At 61.6% G+C, this 14504-nt stretch carries 12 protein-coding genes; 5 read left to right on the top strand and 7 right to left on the bottom strand.

Annotated elements, in window-relative coordinates:
* Positions 1-113: 113 nt before the first annotated feature.
* The gene (locus Q7C30_RS20040) at positions 114-758 is read left to right on the top strand and encodes a hypothetical protein (RefSeq protein WP_317872509.1); all 645 of its coding nucleotides are present in this window, start codon (positions 114-116) and stop codon (positions 756-758) included.
* A gap of 241 nt (positions 759-999) precedes the next feature.
* Positions 1000-1635 carry a hypothetical protein gene (locus Q7C30_RS20045; protein WP_317872510.1) on the top strand — a complete coding sequence of 212 codons (636 nt, stop codon included), beginning with the start codon at positions 1000-1002 and terminating at the stop codon, positions 1633-1635.
* 46 nt (positions 1636-1681) lie between these two features.
* Here Q7C30_RS20045 and Q7C30_RS20050 read toward each other — a convergent pair whose 3' ends face one another.
* Positions 1682-2227: a hypothetical protein gene (locus Q7C30_RS20050; protein ID WP_317872511.1), complete on the bottom strand. Its 546-nt coding sequence runs from the start codon at positions 2225-2227 to the stop codon at positions 1682-1684.
* A 136-nt stretch (positions 2228-2363) separates the two neighbouring features.
* Here Q7C30_RS20050 and Q7C30_RS20055 point away from each other — a divergent pair, with 136 nt between their 5' ends.
* Both Q7C30_RS20055 and Q7C30_RS20060 read left to right on the top strand, forming a co-directional pair.
* On the top strand, positions 2364-2855 hold the full coding sequence (locus tag Q7C30_RS20055) for a GNAT family N-acetyltransferase (RefSeq protein ID WP_317872572.1): 492 nt from the start codon (positions 2364-2366) through the stop codon (positions 2853-2855).
* 41 nt (positions 2856-2896) lie between these two features.
* Positions 2897-3250 carry an SH3 domain-containing protein gene (locus tag Q7C30_RS20060; RefSeq protein ID WP_317872512.1) on the top strand — a complete coding sequence of 118 codons (354 nt, stop codon included), beginning with the start codon at positions 2897-2899 and terminating at the stop codon, positions 3248-3250.
* Between the two features lie 556 nt (positions 3251-3806).
* Here Q7C30_RS20060 and Q7C30_RS20065 read toward each other — a convergent pair.
* Complete coding sequence (locus tag Q7C30_RS20065; protein WP_317872513.1) at positions 3807-5210, bottom strand: diguanylate cyclase; 1404 nt, start codon at positions 5208-5210, stop codon at positions 3807-3809.
* Between the two features lie 162 nt (positions 5211-5372).
* On the bottom strand, positions 5373-7202 hold the full coding sequence (locus Q7C30_RS20070) for an SLC13 family permease (protein WP_317872514.1): 1830 nt from the start codon (positions 7200-7202) through the stop codon (positions 5373-5375).
* A gap of 189 nt (positions 7203-7391) precedes the next feature.
* On the opposite strand from Q7C30_RS20070, the gene Q7C30_RS20075 reads away from it, so the two are divergent.
* Entirely contained in the window at positions 7392-9188 is a 1797-nt protein-coding gene (locus Q7C30_RS20075; protein WP_317872515.1) for a glycoside hydrolase family 15 protein, read from the top strand.
* 87 nt (positions 9189-9275) lie between these two features.
* Here Q7C30_RS20075 and nuoN read toward each other — a convergent pair whose 3' ends face one another.
* The 4 genes from nuoN to nuoK are packed head-to-tail and all read right to left on the bottom strand — an operon-like array spanning position 9276 to position 14502.
* Complete coding sequence (nuoN, locus tag Q7C30_RS20080) at positions 9276-10745, bottom strand: NADH-quinone oxidoreductase subunit NuoN (protein WP_029614119.1); 1470 nt, start codon at positions 10743-10745, stop codon at positions 9276-9278.
* 7 nt (positions 10746-10752) lie between these two features.
* Positions 10753-12285, bottom strand: a complete 1533-nt coding sequence (gene nuoM / locus Q7C30_RS20085; RefSeq protein ID WP_317872516.1) for an NADH-quinone oxidoreductase subunit M — start codon at positions 12283-12285, stop codon at positions 10753-10755.
* 58 nt (positions 12286-12343) lie between these two features.
* Positions 12344-14197 (bottom strand): NADH-quinone oxidoreductase subunit L, encoded by a 1854-nt coding sequence (gene nuoL, locus Q7C30_RS20090; protein WP_039578386.1) that lies wholly within the window; start codon positions 14195-14197, stop codon positions 12344-12346.
* Complete coding sequence (gene nuoK / locus Q7C30_RS20095) at positions 14194-14502, bottom strand: NADH-quinone oxidoreductase subunit NuoK (RefSeq protein ID WP_008096201.1); 309 nt, start codon at positions 14500-14502, stop codon at positions 14194-14196. Before nuoK ends, nuoL begins: the two co-directional genes overlap by 4 nt.
* Positions 14503-14504: the final 2 nt, after the last annotated feature.

A 14504-nucleotide genomic window follows, 5' to 3' on the forward strand; every position in this document is an offset into this window, starting at 1 on the left:
AGCAGTGATTCTGGGCGAAGGCCTTGAGCCTCGAGTGATCGCCAGCGAGCGAATTGAATGCGGCATTGACCGTACAACAGCATCAATTCTCTTACCGACACCGAGGCAAATTTATGAAAATTGCAAAAAGTATCGTTCTTTCCGCTGTGCTGTTTTGCGGTGTTAACGCGCCCCCTCTATGGGCAGCAACTGCACAGTCCTGGAACTTGGCTCGCGACATGTACATTGCAACGGAGCGCGCGGCCCCCGGCTCGCCATGGTCGTTCATGCAGAATAAAACGGCACAGAGTCTGTCAGCCAACTACACGCCCCTCCCGACATTCGTCGCGGATACATGTAACGGTGCCAATGTAACGTGCTGGAGAGACGCAAGCACCGGTGCCTACATCAACATCATCAAAAAAAGCTTCACCTTTACGGGTAGTGGCGGAAGCTTCGTCTTCAAGCAGGGCGACGTGGTCACCCATCCAGGTTCCAACAGCGAGACCATTGTCCGCTGGACCAGTCCCATTCATGGCAGCATCAACGTGCTGGGTCGGATCAACGACCTCCATGATGCCTGCGGCGATGGAATCTCCTGGACCTTGAATTTGGGCGATGTACCGATTCAAAGCGGGAACCTTCCGAATGGCGGTAGTTCGGTGATTAAAGCCGCTAATGTCGGTGTGGATCAGGGCTCAGCCATCTATCTAGCAATCAACAAGAAAGCAGATCACTCCTGTGATGCCACCAGCTTGGATTTGATGATCACTAACTAATCAGCTCCCCCCAACTGATCCAAAAAACCACTCGGCTTCACGACCCGAGTGGTTTTTTAGACCATCTGTATTCCTTAAAATGGATGTCCGCGCTCTTTTCTACCCCTTTGCAGTAAGATGCTCAGGGTCACGATGTCCTACTCAGCCAAAACTTAGACGGCATGATTTTGCATTTTTCGTCCGACCTTCTAAAATGCAGCCCCCTTCAAAGGGGTCGTAGTCATCAAGCAAGGAAGTCGATATGCAATTTCTAAAAGCCCTGGGTCTGGCGATGGTCGTCACGCTGGGTGGATGTGCCAGTTTCACCAAGGATGAAGTACCCCACGTAGACCTGCCTTCGATGGCCAGCTACTCGAACAAGCCGAACGTCTATGTAGACTTCGACTTCTTCCAGGGAGACCCTGGTAGTGTCAAGGCAAACGAAGTGCCTCAAGCTCGAGATATGCTCAAGCCCGAGCTCAAACGTATCCTCACTGAATCTGGCCTGTTCGGTCGGGTGACACTCGATGAGTTCGAGCGTCAACCGGGTGATGACCGTTTACGGTTGAAGGTCTACAACCACACACCGAGTGGTGGGCAAGCGGTATTTGCGTTCATCAGCGGCTTGACCCTGACGATCATTCCCGCGCTGGCCACCGACCAGTACACCATGACGCTCGAAACGCTGGATGATCGCGGTCAGGCGCTGGCCAAGTCTTCCAACCACGATGCTATCAACACTTGGATGGGTATCTGGTTCCTGCCTTTGGCGGGAAATACACCAAAGGCGGCTGTGAGTGACACATTCGCCCGTCAGGTCAACGCACTGCTGAAAAGCTGGGTTGAAAAGAATCGGACCAAGTACTCGTCGATCGAAGGCCGCACACCGCGCGCCTGATACAAGAAGAGCCGCTTTTGCGGCTCTTTTTCTTGAGGACGTAGGCCTATTTCATCGCCCGGATGAATTGCGGGTCGCTGTACAAACTCTTGAGTAGTGCCTGCAACATTGGGTTGTAGTTGTTGGCAGCGGCCGGGATGGCAATTGGACCGAAGAAGCTGCTATCCCATTCGCGGGTCACGTCTTTGGTCGCCTCATAAACGACCTGTCCGCCTCGGCGAAGGGTAAATCGGGCAGCCAGTTCACCTTCGCCATTGGCAAGGCCGGCAGTCAGTTGGCTCTTGATCAACTGGACGTGCAACTCGCGGTCCGCCTTGGGATCGAGCAGGCCTGCGCGGCGCAACTCGTCGTTGATAGCCGTTTGAACATGCGCAGGGATACTGCCAATGGGTGACGAGATCGGATTCAGGCGAACCCTCAGCGAATCCTGTCCGGCATCGGCGTTGACTTGAGCGTCGCGCACAGGTTGCAAGGGGGCATGCTGCTTCAGTTGCTGAACGTTCTGGAAGTCAGGTTCGTAGCGGGCCATGGTGACACCGCAGCCTTGTAGCAGAAGGGCACAGAACGGCAGGGTCAGGTAGAGTTTTCTCACAGCGGATCCTTGCTAGCAGGTTAAGGCGCGAGATTATCGATACATAGCACTGAGCTATCAACTACTAATGGCGATGCGTGACGGCGCCGCTGCGGTTAGGATGTCGACCTCCGAAATTCGCACCAGGGAAAACGTCATGACCGCCATTCGTTTGCGTTGCGCCACGCCTGCCGACACGGATCGCTGCTACCAGATAGAAACCAGCGCATACGAAGGCGATGAAGCCGCCACCCGTGAAAAGATCGCCACCCGTATCGCCCAGTACCCTGAAGGGTTTTTGCTGTTGGAGTTGGACGGCCAGATCGCCGGCTTCATCAACAGTGGTTGCGCCCATGAAGTCGTGATGTCCGACGAGGCGTTCAAAGAGCTGATCGGGCATGATGCGCAGGCTACCAATGTGGTGATCATGTCGGTAGTGGTCGATCCGGCGTTCCAGGGGCGTGGACTGGCCGCGCAGTTGATGGCGCGCTTCGTCGAGCAGATGCGCGAGCGCGGCAAGTCGACCATTCATTTGATGTGTAAGGATCGACATGTTGGTCTTTACGAAAAGATGGGCTATCGCTATGTGCAGCCGTCCAGCTCCGAGCATGGCGGGATGGCCTGGCACGAAATGGTCATGGCACTGTAAACCGACGTTGGGCATCTTCTCATTCAGCCAAGGAGTGGCGTGTGAACTACGTGGTCATCGAAAGGCATCGCAGCGAGTATCCGAAACCCATCAGCTTCGCACAGGGCGTGCGCTTGCAGATCGGTCAGCGCTATGAGGGAGACAGAGGCTGGGAGGATTGGTACCTGTGCCACTGTGCAGGTCAGGAGGCGGGATGGGTACCGGCGCAGGTGATAGAGCGCCTGGGAGTCGGCGAGGGCAGGGCGTTGGAGCCGTATTCGGCGCATGAGTTGGACGTCGATCCCGGTCAGGTCATGGTCGGGTTGCGGCCGCTCAATGGCTGGTTGTGGTGCCGCAGGCAGCGCAATGGCGAGCTGGGCTGGCTGCCGATGCACAAGTTGCGTCGACTGGACTGAAAGGCGTGTGCCGCACTGCATCTGATATGCTTTTTTTCCGCAAAGCTGAATCTGTAACCGTATCAGTGCAGGCCTGACAATAGCCTCCAAGCCCTGCAGTGCCAAGCATCATGCGCAGGGCAAGCGGGGCTGCACCGCAACCGTAGTGGGCAGCTCCGCCAATCAGTCCCTACTGTCTCGAGGTTCCAATGGGCAAGCTTGCGTTTTTCCTGGGTGGTTTCCTGCTGCTGACAATTGCGATTGGCCTGCTGGGCACCATTCCTCCGAGTTGAAAGTCTCTTTACTACAGCCTTTCGAGCCTGTCTCTGGTTGAGACGGGCTCGCGGCGTTTGTGCGTGAAGCCGTCTCACTGAAAAAGCATCAGCGACGGACGCTGTGCGATAAGTCGTTCTCCTGCCTGGGAATTCTGTCCACAGAAAACGTGGGCAGGTCTGTGGATAAAGCGCTGGAGACCAGAGGGGGAGCGGGCTTCGTTAGATTGAGCAGAATTTGTACAGCGTGTGAGGGCTAGCTCAGCGGCGTGACGGCTCCTGATACGGCTCAGGCGGCCGGCGATTCAAATCACCTGGCGCTGGGCCTGCTCCACCCGATTGCGACCTTGCGCCTTGGCCCGATACAGCGCCTGATCGGCGTCGGCCAGCAGGTTGTCCAGGCTGGAGGCCGGGCGCTGATCGCTGCAACCGCTGATGCCGATGCTCACGGTGACGCGCAGTTGCTCTTCGCCCTCACGCACCTGCAACTCCTGAACGGCGCGGCGCAAGCGTTCGGCGGTGAAGCTGGCCTGTTCCGGGAGCAGCCCCGGCACGACGATTGCGAACTCCTCGCCGCCCAGGCGGGCAAGCAGTTCGCCGTCATGCAGCTGCCCCTGCAGTACCTGGGCGCATTCACGCAGAACCTGATCTCCAACCGCATGGCCATGCCGGTCGTTGATCGCCTTGAAATGGTCGATGTCGAGCATCATCAGGGTCAAAGGCAGCCTCTGACTGTGCTGTCGACGGCCTTCCAGCAAGGCGTTCGCTTGTCGGGTGAAAGCACTGCGGGTGAGGGCACCGGTGAGGTGATCGACGTTCGCCTGGTGAGCCAGGCGCGCCAGCAGCGCGCGGTTGGCGTGGCTGATACACGCCACGATCAACGGGCCGAGCACCAGCATGGCGATGCCCAACCGTGCGGACATCAAGGCGGTCACTCCGGCCTGGCTCTGCGGCATGCTGAAGTGCATGAGGTTCTGCGCAACCGCCACGATCAACGTGCTTCCTGCGGTCAGGGTCAACAGCGAAAGCAGGAACGGTGAATAGCTCAGGGCGCACCACAGCAAGGCCGAGATCGGGAAGGCGATCGCACCCGGACCGCCGAAACCGATGCTCAGGGCCAACGAGGCCAGCAGCATGAGCAGGGGAGACAGGCTGATCCGCTGGCCACTGCTGCGCAGCAGGGCAGGCAGGGAAGGCGCGGTGAGCATGATCGGCAAGACCAGCACGCTGGTGGAGAACTGCTCGCTAAACCAGGCCATCCAGGTCGAGCGCAGCGATTGGTCGAACCAGGGTGTTGCCATAAGGCAGGCGAGCGTGGCGGCGACCATCGCGCCGGCCGCACAGGCGGCGAACGTGCGCAGTACGCCATGAGGGGTGCGTAGACGCCGATGCTGGCGCGGCAAGTTGACCAACAGACGCCAGAAGGTGATGACTGCGCCAACATTGCACAGATTGAACCACAGTGCCGGATACCATTGACTGCCGCACAACAGATCGGCACCCACCATCGCCAGGTACATCAGCGCAATGCCGACGAAACTGCCGTGGCGAGGATGGCGGAGCAGTACTCCGGCCAGCACCGCGTTCACAGGCCAGAACAGCGACAGCGATTCGATCGGCCGGGCCAGGATACCCCCGAGGGTCAAGGCGAAGGTCAGACCGAACAGCAGCAACGCAGGCAACAGGCGCGAATGGGCTGGAAAAACCATGAGCTCGACCACAAGCGAAAAGGTAGACCAGGACGACTGCGGCAACACCTGGGGCACGGCGTGAAGTGTGGTTCAAGCGATGAATTGATGTCAATTGGATATTATTTGGCACCTATCCTCGGTGATATCCGTTCATCGCAGCTCGAGTTTGAGCGTTGTGCGCTACAGACCATAAAACCAGGGCACCATGACCACGCTGACGACCATGACCAGCAGTGTGAACGGCACGCCCACTTTGACGAAATCGGCGAAGCGATATTGCCCGGGGCCCAGCACCAAGGTGTTGACCGGTGAGGAGACGGGCGTCATGAAGGCTGCCGAGGCAGCCAACGCCACGATCATGGCGAAGGGATAGGGCGACAGGCCCAGTTGTTGTGCCGTGCTGACTGCCACCGGCGCCATCAACACTGCGGTGGCGGTATTGGAGATGAACAAGCCGATCAGCGCCGTAAGGGCGAACAGGCAGGCAAGTATGGCCTGCGGCCCGGCGCCACCGAGCAGACTCACCAGCGCCGTTACCGCCAGGTCTATACCGCCGGTCTTCTGCAGGGCCAGGGCGAACGGCAGCATGCCGACGATCAGCACCAGGCTCTGCCAGTGGATGGCACGATAGGCGCTGTTCATGTCGATACAGCGCCCGGCGCCCATTAGCAGACAGCCGATCAGTGCCGCGATGACATTGGGCACCAGGCCACTCACCATCAAGGCGATCATCACCGCCAGGCTGGCCAGCGCCTGCGGCGCCCTGGCGCGAGCTGGCGCCACCTGGTCGATTTCCGCGGGCAGGCTCAGGACGATGAAGTCCCGAGGCTCGGCTTGCAACTGGCGTACTGATTTCCACGGGCCGATGACCAGCAGGGTATCGCCCAGGCGCAGCTTCTCTTCTACCAGGGGCGTCTGCACTGCGTTCTGCTCGCGGCGCAGGCCGACCACATTGAGGCCGTAACGGCTACGGAAGCTCAGTTCGAGGAGGTTTTTGCCGATCAGTTGCGAACCCGGCGGCAGCGATACCTCAGCCATGCCCACTTCCTGCGATTGATCGATGAAGTAGGCGGCCTTGAAATGCAGGGGTTCGAGCTGCATGGCCTGGCACAGGCTGCGCAGGTTGTCGTGATTGGCGAACAGATCGAGCAGCAGCACATCGCCTTGGTGCAGCACAGTGCCGGAATCAGCAGCGATCACCCGGGTGGTGAACTTGTGCTGGCGTTCTATACCGACCACATTGGCGCCGTGTCGAGTGCGCAGTTCGAGTTCGCCGAGGGTATGCCCGACCAGGGGCGAGTCCGGGCGAATGCGCAGGCGGCGTTCGCGACCACTGAGTTTGTAGTCCAGCACCAGGTCGAGCAGGGTCCGGCGAGTCTCGCTGCGTCCGTCCTTGCGTACCTCACCGTTGAGCCAATGGCGAGTCAGCAGCATGTAGCCAATGCCGAGCACCAGCACCACCAGCCCGAACGGGGTGAAACTGAAGAAGCTGAAACCGGCCAGGCCATGGCGCACCAGTTCGCTGTGCACCACCACGTTGGGCGGCGTCGCCACCAGGCTGAGCATGCCGCTGATCAGACCGGCGAAGCTCAACGGCATCATCAGCCGGCTGGGCGACAGCTTCAGGCGCGCGGCAATGCTCAGCACCACCGGGATGAAGATCGCCACCACGCCGGTGGAACTCATCACTGCACCAAGCCCGGCCACCGCCACCATCAGCAGCACCAGCAGGCGCGCCTCGCTGCGGCCGGCGCGCTCACTCATCCACTCGCCGATACGGTAGGCGATGCCGGTACGCACCAGACCTTCGCCGATCACGAACAAGGCCGCGATCAGCACCACGTTCGGATCGCTGAAGCCTGCCAGGGCCTGTTCGACCGTGAGAATGCCGGAGAGTGGCAGGAACAGAATCACCAGCAGCGCCACCACGTCCATGCGCGGACGGTTGACGATGAACAGGGTGACGACGACAGCGAGCAGGCCGAGGACCAGTAGCAGGTCAGAGGACATGGGGCAGGGTGATCCTTCACAGTTGAAGAGGGAATGAAGCGCCACAGTGTGCCATGTGCACCGACAGGCGTCGTTGACGTGCTGCAGGATTTGTCTGGCTGGGCAGCCCGCGCCTCGACCGATGGCGCAAAGCGGCCGTTGCCGTGGTCACACGCAGAACGAACCGAAGCGCTTTCCCAAGGAGTCCCAATGCCCGCGCACATCGAAGACTATGCTTTGCTCGGCAATTGCCGCAGCGCCGCTCTGGTCAGCCGCGATGGCTCGATCGACTGGTTGTGCCTGCCGCGTTTCGACGCACCTGCGGTATTTGCTGCCCTGTTGGGTAATCAGGAGAACGGACGCTGGCGCCTGGCGCCCAGCGATCCTGTGCAGCAGTGCACGCGGCGCTACCTGGATGACACGCTGGTGCTGGAAACCGTATGGACCACCGCCGCAGGTCAGGCGCGTGTGCTGGATTGCATGCCCATGGGCGAACAGAACGCCGTAGTGCGTATCGTCGAGGGCATTTCCGGGCAGACCCACTTCGAACTCGATCTGGTGATGCGCTTCGATTATGGCCGCAGCGTGCCGTGGGTGGAGCGGCTCGATCCGCTGAGTCTCAGCGCGGTCGCCGGGCCCGACCGGCTGATCCTGCGCAGCACGGTGGGTTTGCATGCCATGGACCACCACAGCGTCTGCCGATTCCGTGTCGGCGCGGGCGAACGCCAGGTGTTCGCCTTGCGTCATCAGCCTTCGCACCTGCCGGACGAGGCGGACTTCGACGCCGACGAGGCGCTGGCCCACACCATCAGCCATTGGCGGTCATTCGCTGCTCGCTGCCCCGACATCGGCCCGAACAGCGCGCTGGTGCGTCGTTCGCTGTTGACCCTCAAGGCGCTGACCTACGCCCCGACCGGTGGCATCGTCGCTGCGGCCACCACCTCGTTACCCGAGCGTATCGGCGGCGAACGTAATTGGGACTACCGGTTCTGCTGGCTGCGCGATGCGACCATGACCCTGCTGGCGTTCATGAACCTCGGTTACTTCGACGAAGCCCAGGCGTGGCGCGAATGGCTGCTGCGCTCGGTGGCCGGCAATCCGGAACAGATGCAGATCATGTATGGCCTGGCGGGCGAGCGCGACCTGGCCGAGTTCACCTTGCCCTGGCTGGCCGGGTATGAGCATTCCAGTCCCGTGCGGGTCGGCAATGCCGCCTCCGGGCAGCGGCAACTGGACATTTATGGCGAAGTGGCCGATGCCATGAGTCAGGCGCTCAAAGGGGGGCTACCACGACACCCGCGCAGCGCCGCCATCGCGCGGTTGATCATGCCCTACCTCGAGAGCATCTGGCGTGAACCGGACGAGGGCATCTGGGAGGTGCGCGGCGGGCGCCAGCACTTTGTGCATTCGAAGGTCATGGCCTGGGTCGCCTTCGACCGCGCGGCGAGTCTGGCTGAAACCACCGAAGAGGGCCGCGAGCAGGGACAGCATTACCGGCGGGTGGCCGAGCAGATTCATCGCGAGGTCTGTGAACAGGGACTCGATGCCAGTGGTCAGCATTTCGTCCAGGCCTACGGCTCCAAGGATCTGGATGCCAGCCTGTTGCAGATTGCGCTCACCGGTTTTTTGCCTGCCGAGGATCCGCGCTTTTTGCGCACGCTCGAGCAGATCGAGCAGCGGCTGATGAACAAAGGTCTGTTGCTGCGCTACGACACCGACAGTGGCGGCGATGGCCTGACGCCTGGGGAAGGTACGTTCCTGGTCTGTTCGTTCTGGCTGGCGGACGTTTATGTGTTACTGGGGCGCCAGGAGCAGGCCCAGACGTTGTATGACCATTTGACCGGACTGTGCAACGACGTCGGTCTGTTGGCCGAGCAGTACGATCCGATCGGGCAGCGCATGCTGGGTAACTTCCCCCAGGCCTTCAGTCACATCGGTATCATCAACACCGCGCTCAATCTGCACAGGGCGCAGTGTCCGGCAAGGGATCGCGCGAGCAGCGGTTGACCTCAGCTGATCGATGCCTGGCGCAGCGCCTGCTCCTGAAACAAGACACCCCGCCGAAGCGGGGTGTCTTGTCTTGCGGTCAGTGTATCAACCGACCAGGTGCAGTCCAGCCTGCTGGACCAGGTCCAGCAGCGGTTGCGGGTATACGCCCAGCACGAAGGCGAGGATCGCCACGGCCAGCAGCATCACGCCACCGGCACGTTGTTCCCAACGCAGCGGCGCATCGTGGCTGCGCAGGTTCGGCTCGGCCAGGTACAGGGTGACCATGACCCGCAGGTAGTAGTAGACGCCGATGGCGCTGCCGATCACCAAAGCCCCGACCAGCCACCACAGTTGCGATTGCACACCGGTGGCGATGATGTAGAACTTGCCGATGAAGCCTGCCGTGAGCGGAATACCCGCCAGCGACAGCATCATCACGGTCAACACCGCCGTCAGGTACGGACGACGCCAGAACAGGCCGCGGTACTCGTACAGCGCGTCGGCGTCACGGCCGGCGTAGGGCGAGGACATCAGGGTGATCACGCCGAAGGCGCCGAGGCTGGTGATCACGTAGGTGACCAGATACACGCCCATGGCTTCCATGGCCAGGCCTTTGCTCGCCACCAGGGCGATGAGCAGATAGCCGAAGTGGGCGATGGATGAGTAACCAAGCAGCCGCTTGAGGTTGCTCTGGGTCAGTGCCAGCAAGTTGCCGACCAAAATCGAGGCTACTGCGATCACCGCCAGTACGGTGCTCAGCACGCCGCTGCTGGCAGCAGGGGAGAGCATGAACAGACGTACCACCACGGCAAATACCGCAACCTTGCTGGCGGTGGCCAGGAACGCGGCCACTGGCGCCGGAGCGCCTTCGTAGACGTCCGGGGTCCACAGGTGGAAGGGCACCAGGGACAGCTTGAAGGCCAAGCCAACCAGCATCATGCCCAGGCCCAGCTGGGCCAGCAGGCTCGGCATGCTGGTCGCGGCCAACGCCTTGCCCAATTGGTCGAAGGTCAGGCTGCCGGCATCGGCGTACAGCAGCGCCATGCCGAACAGCAGGAAGGCCGAGCCCGCAGCCGACAGCACCATGTACTTGATGCCGGCTTCCAGCGAGCGCTTGTTGAAGAAGGCATACGCCACCAGGCCATAGACCGGAACCGACAGCAGTTCCAGACCGATGAACAAGCCGGCGAGGTGGTTGGCGCTGACCAGCACCAGACCGCCCAGGGCCGACATCAGCAGCAGCAGGTACAGCTCTTCACGGTTGCCTGGGAAACCTTTGGCGCCTTCGCCCAGGTAGGCGTGGGCCAGCGTCACGCAGGCCAGGGTAGCCACCAGGACGATCGCCATGTACAGGCAGGCGAACTTGTCGATGGTCACCAGGGAGGTGACCGCCAGTGGTGCCACTTTCAAGGCGGGCAGGATCGACAGCAGGGCCAGGTTCAGGCCCACCGTCGACAGCAGGAAGGTCTGCGAGTGATTGCGCTTGAAGGCGATCGCCAGCATCACCACCACCGTGGTGAGGGTGGTGATCAGCATCGGCGCCAATGCGATGAAGTGTTGAGTGGTGAATTCCATAGCGCTCTTACCGGGCCGAAGCGAGTTGAGTGAAAGCGGAACCGAGCCACTGCTGCACACCGCTCATGGTGGCGGCAGAGGTGTCGAGGAACGGCTGCGGATACACGCCCAGCAGGACCAGCAGTGCCGCCAGACCCAGCACCATGATCAGCTCGCGAGTGTCCATGCCGGCCAAGACGGTGTCAGCCTTGCTCGGACCGAAATAGGCGCGGTGGATCATGATCAGCGAGTAGACCGAACCAAACACCAGGCCAGTGGTGGCGATCACGGTGATCCATGGCACGTGGGCGAAGCTGCCGATCAGGATCAGGAACTCGCCGACGAAGTTACCGGTGCCCGGCAAGCCCAGCGACGCGGCGGCGAAGAACAGGCTGATGGCCGGCAGGTAGGCGATGCGGTGCCACAGGCCACCCATCTGGCGCATGTCACGGGTATGCAGGCGCTCGTACAGCTGGCCGGACAGGATGAACAGCGCGGCGGCCGACAAACCGTGGGCGAGCATCTGGATCACCGCGCCTTGCAGGGCCTGCTGGCTGCCGGAGTAGATGCCGATCAGCACGAAGCCCATGTGCGAGACGCTGGAGAAGGCGATCAGGCGCTTGATGTCGGTCTGCGCGAAGGCCAGGAAGGCGCCGTAGAAGATGCCGATCAGACCCAGGGTCATGGCGATGGGGGCGAACTCGGCCGAGGCATTGGGGAACAACGGCAGGGCGAAACGCAGCAGGCCGTAGGCGGCGGTCTTCAACAGGATACCGGCCAGGTCCACGGAGCCGGCGGTCGGCGCCTGGGCGTGGGCGTCAGGCAGCCAGGAGTGGAACGGCACCACCGGCAGCTTGACCGCGAAGGCGATGAAGAAGCCGAGCATCAGCAGGTACTCGACACCCGGCGGCAACTGCGCCTTGAGCAGGTCGCTGTAGTTGAAGGTGATCACGCCCGTGGCGTTGTAGTTGACCAGCACCAGGCCAAGAATCGCCACCAGCATGATCAGGCCACTGGCCTGAGTGAAGATGAAGAACTTGGTAGCGGCGTAGATCCGGGTCTTCTTGCCATCGGCCGAGCTGTGACCCCAGAGCGCGATGAGGAAGTACATCGGCACCAGCATCATTTCCCAGAAGAAGAAGAACAGGAACAGGTCCAGGGCCAGGAATACACCGACCACGCCACCGAGGATCCACATCAGGTTGAGGTGGAAGAAGCCGACGTGGCGCTGGATCTCTTTCCAGGAACACAGCACCGACAGCACGCCGAGCAGGCCGGTGAGCAGGATCATCAGCAGCGACAGGCCATCCAGGGCCAGGTGGATGCTGATGCCGAAGCGCTGGATCCACTGGACCTTGTATTCCAGCGCCCAGGCGGGCTCGGCGCCCGGAGCGGGGGCCAGGGTGTAGTTGCCGGTGCCCCACAGCCATAGGCCGATGCCGAGCAGCAGGGACATGGTCAGCAGCGCGATCCAGCGCGGCAGGGTGGCGCCGAAGCGCTCACCCAGCCAGCACAGGAAGCCGCCGATGAAGGGGATCAGGATCAGCCAAGGCAGAATCATGACGGGTTCGTTTCCTTTCGCAGAGTCGCAAGGTTCGCGAGGTTCGCAATATTCACGGTCATACCGCAGCCACAATCACGGCGCCGAGTACCAAGACGGCACCTACGGCGATGGAGGCGGTATACCAGCGCAGCTGACCGGTCTCGGTCTTGCTCATGGCGACGTGGCCACCGCGAGCCATGCGAGGAATCAGGCCAATACCACGGTCAACCGGATCCTTGCGCAGAAGGTGGCTGATCAGCAGATAAGGTTTGACGAACAGCTTGTCGTAGATCCAGTCGAAGCCCCAGGCCGCGAACCACCAGGCCGACAGTACGCGACCGATGCTGCTGTGGGCGATGGCGGTGACCAGACGACGCTTGCCCAGGAACAGCACGGCGGCCAGCAGGATGCCCGCCAAGGCGATGGCGCCCGAGGCGATTTCCAACGAGTGCTTGGCTGCGCCACCGGCGTGACCGGCGCTTTCCGGCAGCACGCCGGCCAGCGGCGGATGGATCCAGGCACCGACGAAGGTCGACAGCACGATCAGCACGCCCAGTGGCAGCCAGTGGCTGATGCCGTGGCCGGCGTGGGCTTCGGTCTTGGCCTCGCCGTGGAAGGCGATGAAGATCAGGCGGAAGGTGTACAGCGAGGTCATGAAGGCGCCCACCAGGCCTGCGTAGAGCAGGTTGGTGTTGCCACTGGCGAAGGCTTCCCAGAGGATCTCGTCCTTGGAGTAGAAGCCCACGGTCAGTATCGGCAGGGCCGACAGTGCCGCGCCCCCGACCACGAAGCTGGCGTAGGCCAGCGGCAGTTTCTTCCACAGCCCACCCATCTTGAAGATGTTCTGCTCATGGTGGCAGGCCACGATCACCGCGCCGGAAGCGAGGAACAGCAGGGCCTTGAAGAAGGCGTGGGTCATCAGGTGGAAGATGGCCGCATCCCAGGCTCCTACGCCCAGGGCGAGGAACATGTAGCCAATCTGGCTCATGGTGGAGTAGGCGAGGATACGCTTGATGTCGGTCTGCACCAGTGCCGCGAAGCCGGCCAGCACCAAGGTGACACCACCCACCACGCCGACCAGGTGCAGCACGTCCGGGGCCAGGGTGAACAGACCGTGGGTACGGGCGATCAGGTAGACGCCTGCGGTGACCATGGTCGCCGCGTGGATCAGTGCCGATACAGGGGTGGGACCGGCCATGGCGTCGGCCAGCCAGGTCTGCAGCGGCAACTGCGCCGACTTACCGACCGCACCCCCGAGCAGCATCAGGGTGGCCAGGACCATCCAGGTGTCGCCAGCCTGGAATTTCTGGGGCGCCAGTACCAGCAGTTCCTGAACGTTCAGCGTGCCCAGTTGGGCGAACAGGATGAACAGGCCGATGGCCATGAACACGTCGCCGATACGGGTGACGATGAAGGCCTTGAGAGCAGCATTGCCGTTGTTGCGGTTGCTGTAGTAGAAGCCGATCAACAGGTACGAGCACAGGCCCACGCCTTCCCAGCCGAAGTAGATGAACAGCAGGTTATCGCCCAGGATCAGGAACAGCATGCTGGCGATGAACAGGTTGGTATACGAGAAGAAGCGCGAGTAACCGGCTTCGCCGCGCATGTACCAGGAGGCGAACAGGTGGATCAGAAAGCCGACGCCGGTGACCACGCCCAGCATGGTGACCGACAGGCCGTCCAGGTACAGGGTGAAGTTCGGCGCGAAGCCGTCCACCGACATCCACTGCCAGAGCAACTGGCTGTACGCGCCACCGGCGGGCGGGGCGACGTTGAACTGCCAGATCACGTAGGCGGCGGTGGCGGCCGAGAGGCCAACCGAGCCGACACCGATCAGGGCGGACAGGTTCTCCGAGAACCGCCCGCGCGAGAACGACAGCAGCAGGAAGCCGATCAAGGGGAAGACGAAAGTCAGGAAGAGAAGATTCATCCGCGCATCTCACTGGCAGCATCGATGTCGAGAGTGTGGAAGCGGCGATACAGTTGCAGCAGGATCGCCAGGCCAATGCTGGCCTCGGCGGCTGCCAGGCTGATCACCAGAATGAACATCACCTGACCGTCGGGTTGGACCCAGCGGGCACCGGCGACGATGAACGCCAGGGCAGAGGCGTTCATCATGACTTCCAGACTCATGAGCACGAAGAGGATGTTGCGCCGGACCATCAGCCCGACCAGACCTAAGCAGAACAGGATGCCGGCAACCGCCAGACCGTGTTCGAGAGGGATAGCACCCATGA

The organism is Pseudomonas sp. RAC1 (assembly GCF_030658255.1).
GTDB classification, from domain to species: Bacteria; Pseudomonadota; Gammaproteobacteria; order Pseudomonadales; family Pseudomonadaceae; genus Aquipseudomonas; species Aquipseudomonas boreofloridensis.